Consider the following 20806-nt stretch of genomic DNA (forward strand, 5'->3'; position numbering starts at 1 on the left):
TAGAGTTTCAGAGTAAATTCGAAATAGATTGACTGGATTTTGGGGATATGGCCAGATTGCCTAATGTCGGCTGCGTGTTGCGGGCGATTGGGGATACAATTTGGCACTGATTGGACGAATACTTGCTGCGATAGCGGCGATGAATATGGTTTCTCTTGCCGTATTCGTCGGGTTGGCAACACTTCAATATGAATCAATCTTGTCAAACCTCACGCGCGAAAGGCTGGTCGTTCTGGCGGAGTCTGTTCGCGGACCGTTTCAGGCTGTTGCCGATTTAGGTGTCCCGATCAGCACCGTTCGCAACGCAGACGCCGTCTTGGAACGTGCCCGGCTGAGCGACGAGGCGATTTCCGCCATCCTGGTGTTCTCTTCGGATGGGAATGTCGTTAGATCCACGGCCCTGAACGATCAAACCATGGAAACCGGAAAAGGATTTGCGGCGGCTCTAACAGCGGGCAAATCAGGGATTTGGCATGTTGAAACGCCTGACAATTTTCTCGTTGGCGCCAACATTGCTGGTGTGACCGGAGAATATCTGGGCAGCGTTGTGATCGCATACTCCAGTTACGAGGCTGCGACCCAAGTTCAGGCCATGGAGGCGAGATTGGTATTGTTCGCCATAGCCGTCTTTGCGTGTTCGGTTTTCGTTGTGTGGATTATTCTGCGCATCGTGTTGGCAGAGCATTTGCGAATTTTTGAGGGGATCCTTTCTACATTTGACAGATTTGAACGAAAGTTCTGGCGTGGCAAAGGTGCAAGCGAAACAGCACATGCTGATGTGGATGGGTTGGGTTTTGACACGGCTGATTTCCGGGAATTAATTGAGGAGTCAGAAGAACAATACCGACGCGCCAGACGCCGTGAACCTGCGGGAAGTGCCGAGGTGAACGAATGACCTCATCAATTTTCCAGCCTGGCCGGGTCGCCGCCCGCCGCGTTATCCTTTGGGTCGGTTTGGTCGTGACAATTTCATTGCTGATAATGATGTACGGCACACTCCGAGCATTTGATGACGCAATCCAGCCGGAAATGGAAAAACGTTCCCGCCTCATCGGAGAAACCGTCCGCGGTCGATTTGAACGCGCTCTTGAATTGGGGGTGCCGCTGGAATCTGTGGCTGGGGCGGGAAAATTTTTCGATGCCATGCTTGCTGATTTTGCCGATGTGCAAAGTATTACGCTCCTGTCCAAAAATGGCGATGTCATCATATCGGCCAGCAACACATCTGAACCCAAAGGCACTCTTACTGCTCGGGTTGTACAAGTTGGTAAGGAAGAGAGCCCCCATTTTTCCCTGCCGATCCTCAGTCGCAACACCCTGGTAGGGGAGATCAAGATCGCCTTTGACCCGGCCTTCGTTCGGACGCGGCTTCAGGATGTACTGCTTGACGTATTTGTCGTGGCGCTTGTTTCTATTCTGGTCGCATTTGAGCTGGTTATCTTTGTAATGGCCGGAGCGCTGGCCAAACCTCTGGATCGAATTTTTTCTCTGCTTCGCCTGCAAAGCACCGGGGTGTTCAATCACATCATTCGGGCGCGTGATGCGGGCAACCTGCGACGGGTGGCACGGCGTATCTCAGACAGGGCAATTGATCTCTCGGAACGCACCCAGTCGGCGGGTAAGTTGTTGCGAATGCCACAAGCATATTTTGTCGACGTTCGTTTGGCCCTGTTTGTATTTTCACTGGCGACAGAAATCAGCGGTGCCTTCTTACCTCTTTATGCAAGAGATGCCGGTGGTCCTGAATGGGTGTCTGGGGATTTTGCGGCCATCGCCCCATTGATTGCCTATCTGGTCGCGATTGCGGCAGTTGCGCCGTTTGGTGGATGGATCACCCGATTGGTTAGTCCCCGGTCGCTGTTCTTGATGTGCATACCCTTTACTGCAGCAGCGATGGCTGCCGTCGGATTGGGCTTATCTGCACTGTGGATCGCCGTGTGGCATGGTGCGATGGCGTTGGCCTATGCGGCTGCAACCATCGCCTGCCAGGAATACGCCATCAGAACCGCCCCGGAAGGCGAAGATGCACAGGCAATAGGAAGTTACCTTTTTGTGATCATGGGGGGCGCGTTTTGTGGCACATCTTTTGGTGGTGTGCTCGCGGACCGAATTGGACCCAATGGAACATTCTTCTTTGGTGCGTTTCTTGTCATCATCGCAGGGGTGTTGGGGGCCGTCACCATTTCTGGAAAGGTTGCCACAAGAAGTGAACCGGCTTCTGATCAGACAAGAAACTCGCGTTACAGCGGGTTGGCGATTCTTCGCAATGTCAGATTTGTCGTTCTGTTGCTCTGTGTTGGCGCCACGATGAATGTCGGAATGTCGGTGTTCATCTGGTATCTAACGCCGATGATACTGGAGGCAGGTGGCGCAAGGATAGCGGACATTGGCCGGGTGATAATGTTGTTCTACCTCGCGCCAATATTGTTTGGCCCTCTGGTTGCCAAACTCGCAGATGGCAAAGTCGGATATACACCAATGTTGCTCGGCGGCGTTTTGCTATCCGGCGTGGCTCTGGCATCCCTTGCAATCTGGTCAGGTTTTTGGCCAATGGTTGTGGTGGTTGCCGCGTTTGGGATTGGTTTCACCATGTGCGACGCCACCCAATATGCACAGACAATCAAGATTGCCGAAGCCAGCCAGATTTCCGGTGCCCGGGCTGTCAGCCTAGGGGCCCTGAGGTTGGGCAACCGTCTGGCTGCGATTGTTGGGCTTCTTGCAAGCGCGTATCTGGTCGAACAATTTGACTACCTCAACCTGGCTGTGGCGACTGGTGGCTTTATGTGTGCCGGTGCCGTTGTGATGATGGTGGCAGGGACAGCACGCGCTTTACTTCGACCCGGACGCGTGGGAAAATCCTGACCCATGGCCATTCCGGTTAGAAATTTGGATGGATTCAAAAAATGAAGAACATCGTGAAACTGGGACTAAGTGCAGTTTGGTGCACGCTGATATTCGGATCTCCAGCAGATGCGGGTCCAAAAAAAATCTATGCAGTGACATGGGAGGGCGAATGTGAACATTCCTGCAAGGGATTCATTGAAACCATTGAGAACAGCGGGTTTGATGCCGAAGTCATCCTGCGTCTGTCGCATCAGGACAAGTCCAAATTCCCCGGCTTTATAGAGGAATCAAGACAGTTGGGGGCCGATCTGGTTGCGACTTATGGAACAAGCGTGACGCTGGGATTGCTCGGCAGAAAATCTGACGATGGGAATCCGCAATTCATCAACGGTGTTCCAGGCGTGTTCTGGTATGTGGCTGATCCGTTCGGAACGGGCATTGCTGAAAGTTTCGATGGAAGCGGCCGTGCTCATATCGCGGGAACCTTCAATCGCGTTCCGGAAGCAGTGAATATCCGCACCATCCGCAGCATCAAGCCGGACTTTCAACATCTGGGTATTCTTTACAACGGCAATGAACGCAACTCGCTGATCAAGGTCGAAGAACATCGCGTATTGTCGCAAGAACTGGGATATGACTTCACCGCTATAGAGCTTGACCCAGGCAATGCCGGGGTACCGGACCCAGCCTTGATTTCAACCCGGATGCAGGAACTTTCCGACGCAGGTGTAGATTTCATATATTTGGGATCAAGCTCGTATCTGCGCATACACGCCGAAGTATTTACCGAAGCGGCTGTTGAAAAAGGGTTGCCAATCCTTAGCCCGTATGAGGAATTGGTGAGAGAAAATAAGGCCTTGGTGTCAATTGCAGCCCGCGCCTATGATGTTGGACGGGAAGCAGCAGAGCAAACGCTTAAAATCCTTAGGGATGGTGATACCCCCGGTGACCTGCCCATCGCGCGGATCACTGATTTCGCTTACGTCGTCAATATGGAAGTGGCGCGCAAACTTAAGATTTTCCCACCGGTTGAAATCTTGCAAGTGGCTGAAACCATCAAGTGATGCTTGCCAGCAATAACAGTCATGACCAGACTGAAGGAAGATTGATTTAGAAGGCTGTAGCAAGTGCTAGGTGTGGTCGGTGTAATCATGGAAGAAACCCTTTAGAAACTAGGGTACCTGTCCAATATCCTCAAATGAACTTCTGGTGTCCAAATCGGATGCCCAAAGGCTGGTCCGGGAGGCCTGCAGCCCACATCGCTCCATAGTATTGTTTCCTATTGGCCTCACCCAATCGACCGGTTTCAACCAGCGCAGCAATTAGAATGCGACACGGCGCAAACAATGACTTCGTAGGAACCAAAGAATAGCCGGGAGCAGCCTTCTGTTGTATGAGAACAACCGCTGTCCTGTACATCCAACATAACGGATTCCAAATTATTGGGGCATGTATCATTACCTGTAATGGCAGTCTACAATGTGTCATGTGGTGACCTAGGGCATGAGAAAGATCTGCGTTAGTCACTGGCGGGTCACCGGCGTCGAGCCCGATTTACCAGTGCCGCACAATTGTCGAAGGGCCGGGTCTGCGAAAATTTCATCTGCCAACTGTCTTATGCCAAGGCACTACAATTTCGGTTTTCAGACGTCCGCCGACTTTGTTTGCACTCGCTGAAGTTGCCTCATTCTTGCTGAAAACTCATGTGACAGATGTCCGGCTTTATTATCAATTGTTCAGCAGCTCTAGCACAGCGTCTCGTTCCGACAGGACCAACAGCAAGGCAAGGTCGCCGGGTTCCAGCCTCTCCAATATCATCGAAGCCGCCTTAGAGGGTGATGTGGCCCGCAGGATTTGTGTCGCGTCTTTGCCGTGATCAGCGACGGCCTTCTCAATCAGATCCGGGATCTCGCCCAGTTCCCGGCCTCTCAAATAACCCTCTAGTTCGGCGGTGACGATGACATCCGGGTTGAAGTTCAACGCGGTTGCCGTCACATCCCGAATGTCCTGATCCGACCGGTCCCCGGCATGGCTGAGCATGATGAACCGGCGTTTGGCAGGCAGGCCCGACAGGGCCTCGCATACCGCGGCAATCGAATGCGGGTTATGTGCGAAATCCACAAAGACACGGGCGTCCTTGTAGCTGAATTCGTTGCAGCGCCCCGGATTGTCCTTGGCGTCAGGCTTGAAGTCCGACAGCCCCTTGCGGATGGCATCTATCGGAATCCCCATCGCGCGGGCTAGGCAGAGCGCGGCAAGCGCGTTGCTGATATTATAGCGTGCGGCCCCCCCCATCGTCAGGGGAACGTCATGCACGTTTGCCACGACTTCGTCTGAGCTGCCGTCAAAGAACAAAATGTCCTCGCCCTCGAGAAACGCACAGCAGTTTCCGTTCTCTCTTGCCTGTTGGATCTGCGGGGCCTGGGGATCCAGCGAAAGCCACCAGATATTGGCCGTGGTTTCTTTTGCCTCGTCGAGGACAAAAGGATCATCGGCGTTCAGGGCAAGAATTCCCGCGTCAGACAATGTGCGATGCACAGCGAATTTGGCCTGCGCCAGTTCTGGCACAGTGTTGACGCCATATTGCCCCAGATGGTCATTGGCTACATTGGTCACCGTTGCGGCCGTGGCCGCGCGGGTGGGCAGGCCGCGGCGCAGGATCCCGCCGCGCGCCACTTCAAGGCAGGCCACCTCAAGCCGTGTGTCACGCAAAAGCATCCTTGCCCCGCCCGGTCCGGAATAATCTCCGCGATCCAGAATATCGTCGCCAACGCGCACAAATTCGGTTGAGGTCAGCCCCGCCACCTTGCCCGAGGCACGCACAATCGCTTCTAACAGGCGGGTGGTCGTGGTTTTGCCATTGGTGCCGGTTATGAAGGCGATGGGAATGTCGTGCAATGCGTCCCAGTTGACCTCGTCCGGGGCTGGAAGGGCATCGATGGGCCATGTTTGGCTGCCGGTACCGTGACCGATTGAAACCTCGTCATCGTCGCACAGAATATCAATCCCATGCGCCCCTGCCGCCTGAATGAGAGCGATCAGGGTCGGGTTGGCCTCCTCAGTCATCACGCCCTTCAAGTCCGAAATCATGGTGTCGAAGTCACCGGGTGTGGTGTCGAGCAACTCTGCTGCGCAGAAATGCCAAGCTGTCTGGGCTGCGAAAATCGCGGAGTAAAGCTGATCCATCGGTGCCGAGATGGCGAGGTTGACCCCGCCGGAAAAGACGCGGAAGGTCAGCCCCTCGTCCTGCCACCCCAATGCGTCGAGCACTTTGCGGGCGTGGCGCTTCCACAGATCCACGACTTGAGGCGCTGGGACATCTTCGAAAAAGACATCCATCACCGCGCCCGGTCGGTTCCACAACATGCCCGGCCCGGTCAGGCGCCGGGCGTCGTCCACGCGAATTTGATCCGCCTCGGCGCTGGTGATTGTCAGCGCGGTTTCAAGATATTCGATCCTGTCCATCCCGGCCTCTCAGTCGGCGTCTTCGCTGACGTCACGGGCTAGACGAACGCCGCGTTCGTCCCGGATCAGGGTCTGGTCACTGTCAAACAGGTCTTCAAATTCAGAATCTTCTTCGGGAGATGCGGCGGCAACTGGTGCGGCCTCGTCCGTCTCTTCCCCTGAATTGAAGTGGATGATTTGTTTCCAGCACCGAGTTGTGTTGTCGCCAAAGATCACCAGAAGATCACCGGGGGCGGCCATGGCCAGTGCCGCGTTCACAGCCTCAGTTTCATCAGGGATGACACTGATCGAACCCTCCGTCACTCCATGGGCGATCAAACCCGCCTGAAGCATCTTCGGAACCTCGTCATGGCCCCGACCGCGCCGGCGGTCATCAGCCTTGCAGATATAGTGGTCGTAGTGGTTGGCAAGAACAGATGCAGCGTCGGCAATATCCTCGTCTCGCCGATCCCCGGGCATCGAGAGGACACAGATCTTGCGCCCCTCCACATCCATCCGATCTGACATCGCACTCATCGCGCCAAGGGCGGCGGGGTTATGGGCATAGTCGAGGATCACCTTGAACGGATGTTCGTCAAATACGTTCATGCGGCCGGGCGCCTGGAAAAAGCTGGTATCGAAGGTGCGCAGACCATGACGGATATTGTCCAGATCAACGCCGAAGCTATAGGCCATTGCGGTGGCGAACATGGCGTTTTGCACGTTGAAGATCGCCTTGCCTTCCAACGCCGCTGGGATCAGGTGCGACCAGAGAACCGGGATATGCATCCCGTTATCATAGATGGTCAGCATGTCACCATTCATGCCCTGTTCAAGCACAATCGCCTTGCCGCCAGCCTTGATATGTTCCTTAACGAGATTGTTGTTCGGGTTGGTCGTCACATAGAAAATCGTCTGAGCATTGGCATAATCCGCCATTTTCAGACAGTTGATATCATCGGCATTCAGAACCGCCGTGCCCGTGGCGCTTTCGACAACCACGCGTTTGACAACGGCCAGCTCCTCAACCGTGTTGATGCCGCCCAATCCCAGATGGTCTGCCGAGACATTCAGACAGGCCGCCACATCAGAACGTTGATACCCAAGGCCCGAGCGTACCAGCCCGCCACGTGCGGTTTCCATGACCGCGAAATCCACCAGTGGGTCACGCAGGACGATCTGGGCGGATTTGGGTCCGGTCATGTCCCCTTTCACGCTCAGTTTGCCATCCACATAGACCCCGTCGGTTGAGGTCAGGCCGACAATGTTGCCACTGGCCTTCATGATATGGGACAGCATACGTGACGTGGTGGTTTTACCGTTGGTGCCGGTGATCGCCGCAATTGGAATGCGGCGAGGTTCCTCGACGGGGAACAGCATGTCGATCACATTGCCAGCGACGTCGCGCGGCTCGCCCTCGGACGGGGCGACGTGCATGCGAAAACCGGGGGCCGCGTTCACCTCGACAATGGCGCCACCGATTTCCTTGTATGACTTGGTGATGTCGTCAATCAGGAAATCAACGCCCCCCACATCAAGGCCAACGGCCATGATGGCGCGTTCTGCCATGTCGCGGTTGTCAGGATGCACCACATCGGTCAGATCGATGGCGGTGCCGCCGGTCGAGAGGTTCGCGGTTGAGCGCAAATAGAAGACCTCGCCATCAGGCAGCACGGTCTCGGCGGTGTGACCTGCACCGTCCAGCAGGCGTTTGGCCTGAGTGTCGATTTCCAGCATGGTCAGCACTTTTTCATGACCGATGCCCCGACGGGGGTCTTCGTTCACGATATCGACCAGTTCGGAAATCGAGTGTTTGCCGTCACCTACAACATGGCCGGGCACCCGCTTGGCCACGGCGACCAGCTTGTTGTCGACCACCAGCATGCGGTGATCAAACCCGGTGATGAAGCTTTCGACCAGAATGGCACGGCTGCGGGAATGTTCCTTGGCCTCGGCAAAACCGGCCTCGACCTCTTCAGCTGAATTCAGGTTGATCGAGACGCCGCGCCCGTGATTGGCGTCCAGCGGCTTGACCACAACAGGGTGGCCGATCCGTTCGGCAGCGCGCACAGCTTCTCGAGCACTATAGACCATACGCTGTTGCGGCACAGGCAGGCCCAGATCGTTCAAGAGGTTGTGGGTGTCTTCCTTGTCACAAGAAATCTCGACCGCGATATGTTTGGTTTCCGAGGTGATCGTGGCCTGAATGCGCTTTTGGTATTTGCCATGCCCAAACTGCACAAGCGATCCTTCGTTGAGGCGGATCCATGGGATGTCACGTTCTTCGGCGGCCTTGACCAGTGAACCGGTTGACGGGCCGAATTCCTTTCTCTGGGCGCGCAGAACAAAACTGCGCAATTCATCTTCCCAGTCAAAGTCATCGTCGAAATCATAATCAGTCTGGTCTTTCAGGCTCTGCGGCAGCAGATGCATCAGAAGACGCATCGCCAGCTTGCCCGCCGCAAGACCCACATCGCGCTGACGATAGGCGTAGACCATATTGTACTGGCCCGGAACGCCAGTGCTGCGGGTCCGACCAAAGGTGACATCGGTGCCGGCGACATTCTGCACTTCGATGGCGCAATGTTCCAGAACGTGACCCATCCAGGTGCCTTCATCCTCGCGCAGGCGGCGAATGAACCCGCCTGGTTCGCGGTATGAACACCCGTGTTCAGCAAGACCGGGAAGGGCCTCAATCAATGCATCAATAAACTCGGCACCAATTTTCGCCGATGGCCATTCTTCCAGAACACCTAGGTCGATGATATGTCGAATGACTGGAAAACTGGCCCAAACATTCGGACCGACAAAGACATTGGTTGAAATTATTTTCATGAGGCTCCCCGTTTATCTGCTTATTGTTCCCCCCCGCTGGCGGCCTCGTCCCCGGACAAGTCCGGTAAGGTGCAGAACGCCAGATGCTCATCCGGCGGAAAAGCCTGGCGAGCGGTCAGATCATAACGGCATCCTTCGCCCAGAACGTCAAGCCGAAGCCCGAGAAGGCTGAGTGCTTCACCGGCGCGCGCGTCCCACATTGAGGAATGTGTCAGGTGGCTGGCATCCACCACAGACACCGTTCCGCTGCCGACCACTTCAAGGATATTGTCAGGCCCGATAAACGCGGCGGTGTCTTCGTCAATGCCCAGACCGATCAAAAAAGGATTGAAGGATGAGGCAGTTAGCAGGCGGCCCAAGCGATTGCGTTGGGTGAAGTGCTGATCGATGATGACGGCGTTGGTCAATCCCATACCCGGTGCCAGCGTGATGTTACCCTCGGCAGGGGCGGTGTTGTTGCTGCCACCGGCAACCATATGCTCTGACATGATCGAAGCACCGGCAGAGGTGCCCGCAACCGGCACACCCGCGGCATTTTGGCGGCGAATTTTCTGTGCAACCAGCGTTCCACCCAGAATCGCGGACAGGCGCAGTTGGTTCCCGCCGGTCATGAAGATCCCGGTTGCGCGATCCAGCATCTCGGCATAATCGGGGTTGTCGCAATCCGCCCGGTTGGTGATCGGCAGAAACTCGACCTTGCCTGCCCCAAGTTCCGAGAAGATGCGGTTATAATCAGGTCCTGTTTCCTCAAGCTGTGAGGCCGTGGGGATCACCACAATATCGGCATCCTCTCCGCCTGACAGCTCCACAAATTTGCGATGGATCTGCATTTCCTTCACGCGATCTTCGCCACCCCCGATTGGGATGATGAAGCCGCGTGGCGTATTGTCGTCAACTGGTGCAGGGCACATATATTACTACCTTCCGGAGCTGAACCGGGCCGTCATCGGGAACCGCGCGGTCGCTTAACCTTGTTCATACATGCCGCGCCGGGCCACTTGGCCTTCGCGGACATGCCATTCCCCCCCAGCCATCACATGCCGTACAGCAAGGTTTTCGTCAAGAACCACCAGATCGGCATCCATGCCCACCTTAAGACGGCCTTTGCGATGCAGTTTCAAAAGATCGGCAACATTCGACGTGAATGGGGCGAGTGCTTCGGACAACGGCACACCGGCTCGCACAAGTTCTGCCAGCGTTTCTGGCAGAATATCGCAAAGCCCCACACCAAAGCGGGTCAGGTTACCGTCGTGATCAAAGGCCGGCAGGCAGCCGCCCCCATCGGAACTGATGGTGAACCGGTCGACCTTGTCCCCGGCGTCGCGAAATTGCAGATAAGCGTCTGCGGCTGATATTCCGGGGTCCACATGTTCACACGGAAAGGCCGTGGCGTCGACGTAGCAGCCATGCCGCGCCAATGCGACAGCCTGTTCGAACAGCGGCTTATTACGATTGATATGGGTCGGGTTAAAGACGCGGGCCGGAATTTCACTGGTTGCGATTGCCTGTTCAAGCATCGAAAGCCCGCGTTCGCCATCCCCCATATGGCAATGCACGATCCCGGCCTTGCCGGTCATCAGCCCCGCAACATGTGCCTCGCTGGCAATGCGAAGAAACTCATCTAGGGTTGGTTGGCTCGATCTGTGATCGCTGATCGCCAGCTCCCCCACACCGATGACGGGATCGAGAAACACAATGTCACCACGGGCTGAACCCGTCAGGGTGGTCAGGGGCACATGGTAACCGCCCGTGTGACACCAGGCCGAAAGCCCTTCATCACGCAGCCCATAGGCCTGTTGCACCAAGGTCTGGGTGTTGCGGGTCAGGTCATCTGTCCCCAACACGCCAACAACCGAGGTCACCCCGGCCTTGGTAAAGGACGACAAGCCCATTGGCGGCACGCGACTGGCCGGTCCGGTCTCGCCGCCGCCGCCAGTGATATGCGCATGGCCATCAATCAACCCAGGAACGACAGGAGCGCCTTCGGCATCAAAAACTTCAGTCTCAAACAGGTCAGGCAGATCAGGCATCGTGCTGCCAAGATAAACGATACGTTCACCCGCAATGACAATGTGGCCGATGCCCAACGGGTCCGGCGCATGTATGAGAGCGTTCTTGATCAGTTTCAGCATGTTTCAATTCCATCGACAGGGGTGATCACATCCGTATTGCACCACAAGCCAGTCGAAATACCACCCCCATTTCCGAGACAGCCCGCATGTCGGCCTTAAGCCATTTGTGGACATTTGGAATATGGAAGCGAATAGCAGATTTGTCAGCATGTCAGCCCCAGGTTTTGTTTGGGTGAACCTCCGCTTTCACCCTTCTCAGCTTGCCTCACAACTTGGCGGTGGATTGGCGAAAGACACCCGAATGACCAAGTATTCCATGTGCGGGGTGACAATGCCTCTGAGAGGTATTCAATCACCTCGAAAACATTCCCAAGAAATCTCTGAATTCATGAGTGATTATAAGAGCTTCAATGATCGCTCGGTGGATGAGTGTGAGTATGAAAGGAGGGAGAGCGGGGTTTCACTATGGGTGTAAGGTGACTACGCCAATACGATAGAAGCTGACAATTGGGTCGAGCTGGATCAGGATTATGTTGTGCTCCGCCGCGTGTTCGCTTCGCACCTGACCTTAACGTATCCAGCTTAAAGCACGAACTGGTGCAAAGTCACAAAGTGAATATCGCAGACAATTAAGGTGAATTTTGCAGCTGTATGCCGGAGAAGCACGGGTCTGCATTGCTTCTGGTCGAGCCCGATATCACTGTGAATGAAGTAATTGGCAATTTAGGTAACAAGGACGGTTGGGGGCGGAAACTGGTTCGGATTGCTGGTTATAAGCCCTGAACGTTCACGTCCTCTCGCCGAACGATCTCGGTACCCCCTCCCAGGAGTTCTCTCGCAAATTTGTGGCCCGAATGGACAGCGGAAGCGATGAGTCCAGGCGCCAGGCAATCTCCGATGCGCTCAACTGATTGAATGCCAGCCTCGGGCCAGTGATCCCGATGCTCTTGCAGTTCGGTCCAGAGAGTATCATTCGGAAGACGAGAGGTGACGGTTATCAGAGTAGCGCACTCGATTTCATGTGATCTGCTCGAATATACACATTCAATCGTTAGCCTGCCATTGACGAGATTTTCCAGACGGCTTGAGGGGATGATCTCGACATTTAAATCGATCATCCGTTTCTGAATGCGGGATTGTTCCAGCGTGTGATCTGACCAGGGTGCGACAACCGGTGAAGGCGTAACCAAAACCACTTTGCGCGATGTGGCGACCGCCAGTTCGGCCAGGACACTGCCCATGTAGAACCGGTCGTCGTCAAAGATGACGATCGGACCTGTTGACCTGTCGGTATCGAGCTTACCCGCCATCACATCGTCGGGTGTCAGCACGCAGTTGTTGTCAAGAAAGGCCAAAGGTCGTCTGTGGGTTCGGCCAACGCCATCCGCCCGCCAATAGGATCCGGTTGCCAGCACAACATGCGGAAACCCATACTCCATCACCTCAGAAGCTGTAAGCGGGCTTTCCAGATACAGCTCTGCATTTGAGGCTTGTTTTAGCTGCCCCAGCCGCCAGTCTCGCACCCGCGCCCATTCTGACAGTCCGGGCAACTGACTTTCACGCGTCACCCGTCCTCCCCAGTGGTTTCCAGCTTCAGCCAATACCACGTTGCTGCCCCCCCGGATCAGCGAAGTGGCCGCTTCCAGCCCGGCGGGACCTCCGCCAACGACCAAGACGTCTTTTGGCGGGGCTTTCTGTGTCATGATTTCGGGATGCCATCCACGTCGCCACTCTTCACCGATTGTCGGGTTTTGAGTGCAGCGCATCGGTACGCAGGTGTTATCTCCTGACACACAGATATTACACCCGATGCATTCGCGGATCTCATCCAGTCGACCTTCCTCGATTTTCTTTGGCAGGAATGGATCGGCTATGGATGGTCTGGCCGCTCCGATAAGGTCCAGATGGCCCTTCTTGATCAGGCGCACCATAGTATCAGGAGAGGTGTAGCGACCAACGCCAACCACCGGTTTTGTCGTTACCGACTTGACGAAACCGGTATAGGCTTCTTGATACCCTTCTTTTGCAAACCGAGAGGTTTGGCTGTCATTTGACCAGTCCGAAAGGTTGACGTCCCAGAGATCGGGCTCCTCGGCGAGCGCTTCGATGATCTCACGCGCTTCGATGTCACAACGGATGCCTTCGGCACCAAGAAGCTCATCCACAGCGAGCCTGACCGCCACGGCACAGGTGTCACCAACTGCGTCCTTGGTATCCGCGATCACTTCCTGAAACAGTCTCAGCCGATTGCGAAACGAACCTCCGTATTCATCACTTCGATGGTTATGGCGCTGCAACAGAAAATGCTGAAGCAGTGTCATGTCATGGCCCGCATAGACATAGATGATATCAAAGCCTGCCGACTTCGCGCGTCGTGCGGCATCGACATGCCAACGCCTGAATTCACGAATATCCGCCTTGTCCATAGCGCGCGCCTGCACCGGGTCGTCGCTGCCGACGGGGGCGGAAGAGGGCGCGAGGGGAATACAGCGAGAATAGCGGTTGGCGGTGTGCAACCCGTTATGGGCCAGTTGAATGGCCGCAAGACTGTCATGAGCATGGACTGCTTCGGTGACAAGGTGCAGGGCCGCGATATCGGTGTCGTCCCACAGCCTCGCTTCATTGGCCGGGGTGATATCTGAAGTCGGATGGATTTCGGTTTCCTGTGTCGAAACCACACCCCAGCCCCCTTCGGCCTTGATGCCACGCAGATGCGCCTCGGACTTCGGGTATCGATGTCCCATACCGGTGCAATGTGGAACCTGATAAAAGCGATTGGGGGCCGTGACAGGGCCGATTTTCACAGGTTGGAAGAGTATGTCGTAACTTGGATCTCTCATCGGAAGGACCTGATTGTTTGGGAGGCGTGGACCGCGGTGGAAAACTGTCAGCGCGGCCCAGTCTGAGAGCCTGTCCTGAATGGGCAGGCCCTTGCGATGTCACTTACCGGTAGCTCTCCCCGGCACCTGTTGTTCAAACCGCCTGAAGAGCAATGTGATTACGCCTGCAATCATCATGTAGAACACAGCCAGCAAAAGCAGCGGTTCATAGACGATGAAGGTGTCTGCCCTGACACGGGACGAGACCGAATAGATCTCAACCACCGTGATTGTTGCGACAAGAGGCGTCGCTTTGAGTTGCAGGATCGTCTCGCCACCCAGTGTCGGTAAAACGTTGCGGATGGCCTGCGGTAGCCAGATCCGTCGGAACATGGTTAGGCGCGGCATGCCAAACGCATTGGCTGCCTCCAGCTGGCCTTTGTTGACGCCGGAAAACGCCCCACGCATGACTTCGCCCTCATACCCTGCATAGGACAGGGTCAGTGCCAGAACGGCATAGGGCCAGGCCTGGCGTAGGTAAGGCCAAAGCTCGCTGCTCCGGATCCAGGGGATCTGAGGAAACAGAGACCCCAGACCATAGTACAGCAACCAGATTTGCAGCAACAACGGCGTCCCACGGATGATGGTGCAAAAGACCTTGGCCGGGGCCGCCAGATACCAAGGGCCGATCGCCTGGGCGAGACCTAAAGGTATCGCCAGAAAAAACCCAAGCACCGTGGTCACGATCAGGATCCAGATCGTGCGCCAAAGCCCCTCGATTGCCAGCGGTGCGTAGGTTGGGATCCAGTCCCACCGCAGCGTATATGCGCACCACACCACGATTGCTGCGAAGATCAGCATGAGGACGATCCGGTGGGGTTTCATCAGGTCTCGCAAGTCGAACATCAGTTTTTCCCCCTGAGCGAAGGCTGACCACGACGTGCCCATTTTTCGATCCGGTTGAACGCAGCGCCCGAGAACAGTGTCACCATCATGTAAAGCGCACCTGCGGCAAGAAAAAATGTGAAATATGCCCGCGTACTGGCCGCCGCTTGCCGGGTTTCCAGCGTCAGTTCACTAAACCCAACGATTGCCAATAATGCGGTATCTTTGGTTGCGATGAGCCACAGATTGGCGAGACCGGGAACAGCAAAGGACATCATCGCGGGAATGGTAACCCTCCGCATCAGCATTAGCGACGGCATTCCAAAGGCGCGCGCCGCTTCGATCTGACCCTGCGGGATAGCCTGTATGGCACCGCGCAATACTTCGGTCGAATAGGCCCCCTGAACGATGCCAAGCACCCAGATACCTGCAAAAACGCCCGAGATTTCAACCCGCCCATAGCCAAAGGCCTGTGCTATTTTGTTCACGAGGTCAGTGCCGACATAATACAGGATCAGGATCAGAACCAGCTCTGGCACCGCTCGGATGACCGTCGTGTAAATGGCGAGGAGATCACGAATGACCACCCCGCCATAGAGTTTTCCATATGCTCCGAACAGCCCGATCACGAGCCCAAATCCGAACGCTCCGAAGGCGATCTGCAAAGAGTTCACAAGGCCGCGCAGGAGGTTGCCACCCCATCCGGGAGGAGAAAGCGACAAAAGCTCGGCGCTTTTGGCCAGACCCAGCAATTCAAGCAATGGTTCCAAGGTGCACCTTATTCGCTGTAGATGCTGGCCGAGAAATAACGCGAGGTGATCTCGGCGTGGGTGCCATCCGCCAGAATGGCCGCAATTCCGCCATTCAGGGCTTCACGTAGCGCGTCGTCGCCTTTGCGAACGCCGGCACCGACGCCACGACCAAGGATAGACACGTCATTTTCGACCGGCCCTTTGATCTCGCAACATGCCCCAGCGTCACTTGCAACAAAATCTGCCATCGCGATGCTGTCGGCCTGAATGGCGTCAACCCGCCCGGCAAACAGGTCCTGGTTGGCCTCATCCTGAGTTTGGTAGACCCGGATCTCGGACTCGGAGAAATGCTCTTGCGCATAGGCTTGGTGGATGGTCGATGCCTGAATGCCGACGATTTTTCCTGCAAGAGATGCCGGGGTCGGTTCAATATCCATGGATTTGTCCGCTACGATCACCGCCGGGGTGTTGTAGTAGGGATTGCTGAAGTCGATGGTTTTCATGCGCTCTTCAGTGATCGACATCGACGCCATGATCGCATCAATCTGCTGCCCGGTCAGAGAGGGAATGATCCCGTCCCACGCCACGGGCGTAATCACACAGTCAAGTTTGGCGGCAGCGCAAATGGCACCGATCACTTCGACTTCCCAGCCAACCCAGCTGCCCGAGGCATCAAGTGATGCGAACGGTGGATAAGGTTCTGCAGCAATGCCGATCTTGACCTCTTCGGCCGAAACCGCGCCGGTCCCCAAAATTGAAGCGGCCAGACCAGCCGCAAGCAGTTTCGTGAGTTTCATTAGATATTCTCCCTTGTTGAAGTCTTTGTTTTTTAGCTTTGTGGCCTTAGCCGACGGTCTTTAGGAATTGTTTTAGTCGGGCTGATTTGGGGTTGCCGAAAACCTCGGCTGGCGGGCCCTGTTCTTCGATGCGCCCCTCGAAAAGGTAAACAACGTGGTTGGCGACTTCGCGCGCGAACTTCATCTCGTGGGTTACCAAAAGCATGGTGCGCCCTTCGGCTGCGAGGTCGCGAATAACGGTCAGAACTTCACCTACCAGCTCAGGATCAAGGGCACTTGTCGGTTCATCAAACAGCATGACGCGGGGATCTACAGCAAGGGCGCGCGCGATCGCGGCGCGCTGCTGCTGGCCACCGGAAAGAAATGACGGAAACACGTCAGCCTTGTCACCCAACCCAACCCGGTCCAACAGCTCCTCGGCGCGTTTGATCGCTTGAGCGCGTGGGACTTTCAATACGTGAACCGGTACCTCGATTACATTTTCCAGCAAGGTGCGGTGGGTCCAGAGATTGAAGGCCTGAAAGACCATCCCCAATTGCGTCCGAATGCGTTCGATCTGCCGCCGGTCAGCGGGGGATCCGTCTGGTCGCATCTTAATCTCTTCACCACCGACAATGATCTGGCCAGCGCTGGGGGTTTCCAGAAAATTGACGCAGCGCAAGAAGGTGGATTTGCCCGATCCGCTTCCGCCGATGATTGCGACCACGTCGCCTTTGTGGGCCGTCAGCGATACGCCTTTCAGAACTTCGAGCGTGCCAAAAGATTTGCGAAGGTCAGTCACGCGAATGGCTTCTTCATCCGCGTTCTGGGTGTCAATTTCTTCGGCTCCCAACTCTGCCATTTTCACGATTTCCCTCACTTTTCAACTTGCATTAAGGCCCGCTCTCCGTTTTTATACAAGTGTATAATTTCGAATGTCGAGGAAAAAGTTTGTCCGATACTTCACCCAAATTCAGGCGCGAAACTGCGGAGCAGCGTAAAGATGACCTGATTCAGGCCACGCTTTCTCTGATCGCGGAGCACGGTGTTCGCGGGGCAACCGTGCGCGCAATCTCTAAGCGCGCAGATGTCACTCAGGGCTTAATTCGGCATTATTTCTCGACCAAAGAGGATTTGATTGCAGCGGCTTATGAGCACCATATGGGGTGCATGACCGAATTAACCTCCGCATCCACCGACTTTGCCAGCTTATCCCCAATCGAGCGTCTTAGTGCATTCGTTGCAGCATCACTTAGTCCGCCGGTTGTAGACCCCAGTTCTGTCGTTGTTTGGGCAAGTTTTCTGAACAAAGTTCGTGAAGATGAACGAATGCAGAAAATGCACGAGCAGACATATTACGAATTCCGTGACCGGCTTGAAGGCCTGATCAAGGCCACCTTGGAGGAGGCAGATATCCTTGTGTCGACAAAGGATCTGAGGCGTATGGCGATCGCCAGTAACGCAGTAATTGACGGTCTCTGGCTGGAAGGTGGTGCGCTGCCAACTGCATTCGAGCCTAACGAATTGCCGGAAATTGGCCTGGAATCAGTAGGCGCCATTATTGGGTTGAAGTTGAAAATCACAGCAGGTTCCTCATGAAAAACACGGAAATAACAAAACGCCTGTCCGGATTGGGAGGCGCCAAATGGGAAGTGTATCTGAAAGCAAAGGAGCTGGTTGACCAAGGTCGCGATATCATCGAGATGACGATTGGCGAACCGGACGTGCCAACCCCTGAAGTTCTAATCGACGCGGCCTCCAACGCCATGCGTCAGGGCCGCACAACCTATTCAAGCGGCAGGGGCGAGCCGGGTTTGCGTGCAGCGTTGTCCGAACGCTATTCGCGCAGCTCCAGTCGCGAGATCACCACCGATCAGGTGCTCTGCTTTCCCGGCACGCAGACGGCGCTCTTTACTGTGCTCTTGGGCGTGGCGGAAAACGGTGATGAGGTCCTTGTCGGGGATCCGATGTACGCAACCTATGAAGGGGTTATCCGCGCAACCGGGGCAGATGTGGTACCTGTTCCTTTAAAGCCCGAAAACGGTTTCCGCATCAGCGCACAGGATATTGCCGCACGGATCACCTCAAAAACAACAGCGATCTTGTTGACCACCCCTCACAACCCAACCGGGGCCATTCTGACGGCTGCCGATATCGAGGAAATTGGGAAATTGGCGCGGGAGCACGATCTTTGGATCATTTCCGACGAGGTGTACGAAGAGCTTATTTTCGAAGCCTCAAGCTTCACCTCTCCTCTGTCGCGGCCAGATCTTGCTGATCGAGTAATTGTGGTGTCCTCAATTTCTAAATCCCATGCCGCTCCCGGCTTTCGCAGCGGCTGGTGCATCGGTCCGGCGGCATTTACCAATGCGCTTTTGCCTCTGTCTGAAACCATGCTGTTCGGCAACCAGCCCTTCATTGCTGACATGACCGAAAAGGCTATTCGTGATGGATCGACGGTGGCAGAGGGAATGCGCGAGCGCTTTTCCGCCCGTGCGGCGCTGCTGCACCGGCGCCTGTCCCGTGAGACGTGTCTTGTTGTGCATCAGCCCGAGGCCGGCATGTTCGCAATGATCAACGTTGCCTCTACCGGGATGGACGGGAATTCCTATGCGTTGAGCCTGCTTGAACATGGCGGCGTGGCGGTTATGCCGGGTGTCTCGTTCGGCACTACAATTGGTGAATGGGTGCGCGTCGCGCTGACTGTGGATGACGGAAAGTTTGAAGTCGCCTGTGATCGCATCATCCAGCACGCAAACCAATTGCAGATGGAGAATGCATGAGCAGTATCGGTGAAGAGCTTGTTTTCCAACTCGCAAAGCGGGGTGTTGATACGGTTTTTGGCATTCCGGGGGTTCATACGGTTGAACTTTACCGTGGGCTCGCTGGATCAGGCATACGTCATGTTACCCCCCGGCATGAACAGGGGGCAGGCTTCATGGCGGATGGATATGCCCGTGTGTCAGGTCGCCCCGGCGTCGCGTTTGTCATCACCGGTCCTGGCCTGACCAACACATTGACGGCCATGGGGCAAGCCCGCGCCGATTCCGTGCCCATGCTGGTGGTGTCCGGCGTGAATACATTGCCCAGTCTTGGGAAAGGCATGGGGCACCTGCATGAGCTGCCTGACCAGCAGGCCCTGGCCAGTCTGGTTGCGCTAAGTTCAGAACGGATCGAAACCGGGGGCGACCTTCTGCCCGCCATCGAAGCGGCATTTCAGGCCTGTTCGGCCGAGCGTCCGGGCCCTGCTCATATCGAAATTCCATTGGATGTGGCTGGCGATGCGTTTGATGCTCAGACCGACATACAAATGGATCGGGAAGGGATCGCTCCTGATGAACACAAGATTGCGCGCGCTGTCGAGATGCTGCAATCGGCCAAGCGACCCGTCATCCTTGCGGGCGGTGGCATCCGCAAATCACCGGATCTGGTACGAGAGCTGGCCGAGAAACTGGGCGCGCCTGTGGTGCAGACCGTCAATGCGCGGGGGCTGCTTCATAGCCACCCCCTCGGCATTCCGGCAAGCCCCAGCCTTCAAGCGGTCCGTGACCTGATCGGATCGGCGGATGTGGTGCTGGCGGCGGGAACCGAGCTGGGTCCCACCGATTATGATATGTATGCAACCGGCACCATGCCGCACATGCGCAATCTCATCCGCGTCGATATCAGCGAGGAGCAACTAGCGCGCCATCCGAGCGCGCTGGCCATCCATGGTGATGCGGCCGATGTGCTGACAGGCCTGAATGCGGCAATTCAAACGAGCCTGAACGACGGTACTGGCGCCCAACGCGCGGATCAAAGCCGCCAACGGGCCTTCGATGAAATTGGCCCGGAGATGCAGCAGCTCACGCTTTTGCTAAATGCGATGCGCGACGTCGTCCCAGAGGCGATCGTCGTTGGAGATTCCGCTCAGCCCATTTACGCCGGAAACCTCTACTATGATCACGACCGCCCCGGGGGCTGGTTCAATGCCGCAACAGGGTTTGGCGCTTTGGGTTATGGCATTCCCGCAGCCATCGGGGCTGCCTTGGCCGCAGATGATGCGCCTGTGATCTGCATCACAGGGGATGGTGGGGCCCAGTTCAGCCTTCCCGAGCTGATGGCCGCAAAAGATGAAGGTCTCCCGATTATTTTCATTGTCTGGAACAATCATGGCTATCAAGAGATCGAAACATCAATGCAAGCGGTGAGTGTGACCGTTGTGGGATGTGACCCCACGCCGCCGGATTTCAAAGCAGTTGCAGCGTCCTGCGCAATCCCCTTTTGTGTATGCCCCCCGGAAACGGAAGCTTTTGTGTCTGCCCTGAAAACCGCCACAGAAACGCCCGGTCCGGTGATGATCGAAATCCGGGCTCCCAAATTTACCGCCACCAATTGAC

At 55.8% G+C, this 20806-nt stretch carries 15 protein-coding genes; 6 read left to right on the forward strand and 9 right to left on the reverse strand.

All coding sequences use genetic code 11. The features are described 5' to 3' along the window. The first annotated feature begins 145 nt into the window (after positions 1-145). The 3 genes from O2N63_RS06285 to O2N63_RS06295 are packed head-to-tail and all read left to right on the forward strand — an operon-like array spanning position 146 to position 3908. Positions 146-895: a hypothetical protein gene (locus O2N63_RS06285; protein ID WP_271053390.1), complete on the forward strand. Its 750-nt coding sequence runs from the start codon at positions 146-148 to the stop codon at positions 893-895. Next, complete coding sequence (locus tag O2N63_RS06290) at positions 892-2862, forward strand: MFS transporter (RefSeq protein WP_271053391.1); 1971 nt, start codon at positions 892-894, stop codon at positions 2860-2862. The genes O2N63_RS06285 and O2N63_RS06290 overlap by 4 nt, the downstream gene beginning before the upstream one ends. A gap of 41 nt (positions 2863-2903) precedes the next feature. Continuing rightward, positions 2904-3908 (forward strand): ABC transporter substrate-binding protein, encoded by a 1005-nt coding sequence (locus tag O2N63_RS06295; protein WP_271053392.1) that lies wholly within the window; start codon positions 2904-2906, stop codon positions 3906-3908. 664 nt (positions 3909-4572) lie between these two features. On the opposite strand, the gene O2N63_RS06300 is transcribed toward O2N63_RS06295, so the two are convergent. The 9 genes from O2N63_RS06300 to O2N63_RS06340 all read right to left on the reverse strand — a co-directional run bounded on the left by O2N63_RS06300 (position 4573) and on the right by O2N63_RS06340 (position 17289). Continuing rightward, positions 4573-6309, reverse strand: a complete 1737-nt coding sequence (locus O2N63_RS06300; protein WP_271053393.1) for a Mur ligase family protein — start codon at positions 6307-6309, stop codon at positions 4573-4575. A gap of 9 nt (positions 6310-6318) precedes the next feature. Then, positions 6319-9123: a cyanophycin synthetase gene (gene cphA, locus O2N63_RS06305; RefSeq protein WP_271053394.1), complete on the reverse strand. Its 2805-nt coding sequence runs from the start codon at positions 9121-9123 to the stop codon at positions 6319-6321. A gap of 20 nt (positions 9124-9143) precedes the next feature. Continuing rightward, positions 9144-10034 (reverse strand): cyanophycinase, encoded by an 891-nt coding sequence (locus O2N63_RS06310; protein ID WP_271053395.1) that lies wholly within the window; start codon positions 10032-10034, stop codon positions 9144-9146. Positions 10035-10088: 54 nt separating this feature from the next. Continuing rightward, the gene (iadA, locus tag O2N63_RS06315; protein WP_271053396.1) at positions 10089-11255 is read right to left on the reverse strand and encodes a beta-aspartyl-peptidase; all 1167 of its coding nucleotides are present in this window, start codon (positions 11253-11255) and stop codon (positions 10089-10091) included. Between the two features lie 710 nt (positions 11256-11965). Then, complete coding sequence (locus O2N63_RS06320; RefSeq protein ID WP_271053397.1) at positions 11966-14035, reverse strand: oxidoreductase; 2070 nt, start codon at positions 14033-14035, stop codon at positions 11966-11968. A gap of 99 nt (positions 14036-14134) precedes the next feature. Continuing rightward, on the reverse strand, positions 14135-14920 hold the full coding sequence (locus O2N63_RS06325) for an ABC transporter permease (RefSeq protein ID WP_271053398.1): 786 nt from the start codon (positions 14918-14920) through the stop codon (positions 14135-14137). Then, positions 14920-15669, reverse strand: coding sequence for an ABC transporter permease (locus O2N63_RS06330; RefSeq protein WP_271053399.1), 750 nt, complete (start codon positions 15667-15669; stop codon positions 14920-14922). The genes O2N63_RS06325 and O2N63_RS06330 overlap by 1 nt, the downstream gene beginning before the upstream one ends. Before the next feature lie 8 nt (positions 15670-15677). Then, on the reverse strand, positions 15678-16448 hold the full coding sequence (locus O2N63_RS06335) for a transporter substrate-binding domain-containing protein (RefSeq protein WP_271053400.1): 771 nt from the start codon (positions 16446-16448) through the stop codon (positions 15678-15680). A 46-nt stretch (positions 16449-16494) separates the two neighbouring features. Beyond that, positions 16495-17289, reverse strand: a complete 795-nt coding sequence (locus O2N63_RS06340; RefSeq protein WP_271053401.1) for an ABC transporter ATP-binding protein — start codon at positions 17287-17289, stop codon at positions 16495-16497. 89 nt (positions 17290-17378) lie between these two features. Here O2N63_RS06340 and O2N63_RS06345 point away from each other — a divergent pair, with 89 nt between their 5' ends. Genes O2N63_RS06345 through O2N63_RS06355 form a run of 3 tightly spaced genes read left to right on the forward strand, consistent with a single transcriptional unit; the run spans position 17379 to position 20805 of the window. Beyond that, a complete protein-coding gene (locus O2N63_RS06345; RefSeq protein ID WP_271053402.1) occupies positions 17379-18026 on the forward strand; it encodes a TetR/AcrR family transcriptional regulator in 648 nt (215 codons plus the stop codon). Further along, positions 18023-19210: a pyridoxal phosphate-dependent aminotransferase gene (locus O2N63_RS06350; RefSeq protein WP_271053403.1), complete on the forward strand. Its 1188-nt coding sequence runs from the start codon at positions 18023-18025 to the stop codon at positions 19208-19210. Before O2N63_RS06345 ends, O2N63_RS06350 begins: the two co-directional genes overlap by 4 nt. Further along, positions 19207-20805, forward strand: coding sequence for a 5-guanidino-2-oxopentanoate decarboxylase (locus O2N63_RS06355; RefSeq protein ID WP_271053404.1), 1599 nt, complete (start codon positions 19207-19209; stop codon positions 20803-20805). Before O2N63_RS06350 ends, O2N63_RS06355 begins: the two co-directional genes overlap by 4 nt. Position 20806 lies beyond the last annotated feature (1 nt).

The sequence above is a fragment of the Aliiroseovarius salicola genome (assembly GCF_027891095.1).
In the GTDB taxonomy this organism is placed as follows: Bacteria; Pseudomonadota; Alphaproteobacteria; order Rhodobacterales; family Rhodobacteraceae; genus Aliiroseovarius; species Aliiroseovarius salicola.

What these genes read in the sequence shown, in the direction of transcription:
- O2N63_RS06285 (WP_271053390.1), top strand. Translation starts at nt 146, where the DNA reads ATGGTTTCTCTTGCCGTATTCGTCGGGTTGGCAACACTTCAATATGAA.
- O2N63_RS06290 (WP_271053391.1), top strand. Translation starts at nt 892, where the DNA reads ATGACCTCATCAATTTTCCAGCCTGGCCGGGTCGCCGCCCGCCGCGTT.
- O2N63_RS06295 (WP_271053392.1), top strand. Translation starts at nt 2,904, where the DNA reads ATGAAGAACATCGTGAAACTGGGACTAAGTGCAGTTTGGTGCACGCTG.
- O2N63_RS06300 (WP_271053393.1), bottom strand. Translation starts at nt 6,309, where the DNA reads ATGGACAGGATCGAATATCTTGAAACCGCGCTGACAATCACCAGCGCC.
- cphA (WP_271053394.1), bottom strand. Translation starts at nt 9,123, where the DNA reads ATGAAAATAATTTCAACCAATGTCTTTGTCGGTCCGAATGTTTGGGCC.
- O2N63_RS06310 (WP_271053395.1), bottom strand. Translation starts at nt 10,034, where the DNA reads ATGTGCCCTGCACCAGTTGACGACAATACGCCACGCGGCTTCATCATC.
- iadA (WP_271053396.1), bottom strand. Translation starts at nt 11,255, where the DNA reads ATGCTGAAACTGATCAAGAACGCTCTCATACATGCGCCGGACCCGTTG.
- O2N63_RS06320 (WP_271053397.1), bottom strand. Translation starts at nt 14,035, where the DNA reads ATGAGAGATCCAAGTTACGACATACTCTTCCAACCTGTGAAAATCGGC.
- O2N63_RS06325 (WP_271053398.1), bottom strand. Translation starts at nt 14,920, where the DNA reads ATGTTCGACTTGCGAGACCTGATGAAACCCCACCGGATCGTCCTCATG.
- O2N63_RS06335 (WP_271053400.1), bottom strand. Translation starts at nt 16,448, where the DNA reads ATGAAACTCACGAAACTGCTTGCGGCTGGTCTGGCCGCTTCAATTTTG.
- O2N63_RS06340 (WP_271053401.1), bottom strand. Translation starts at nt 17,289, where the DNA reads ATGGCAGAGTTGGGAGCCGAAGAAATTGACACCCAGAACGCGGATGAA.
- O2N63_RS06350 (WP_271053403.1), top strand. Translation starts at nt 18,023, where the DNA reads ATGAAAAACACGGAAATAACAAAACGCCTGTCCGGATTGGGAGGCGCC.
- O2N63_RS06355 (WP_271053404.1), top strand. Translation starts at nt 19,207, where the DNA reads ATGAGCAGTATCGGTGAAGAGCTTGTTTTCCAACTCGCAAAGCGGGGT.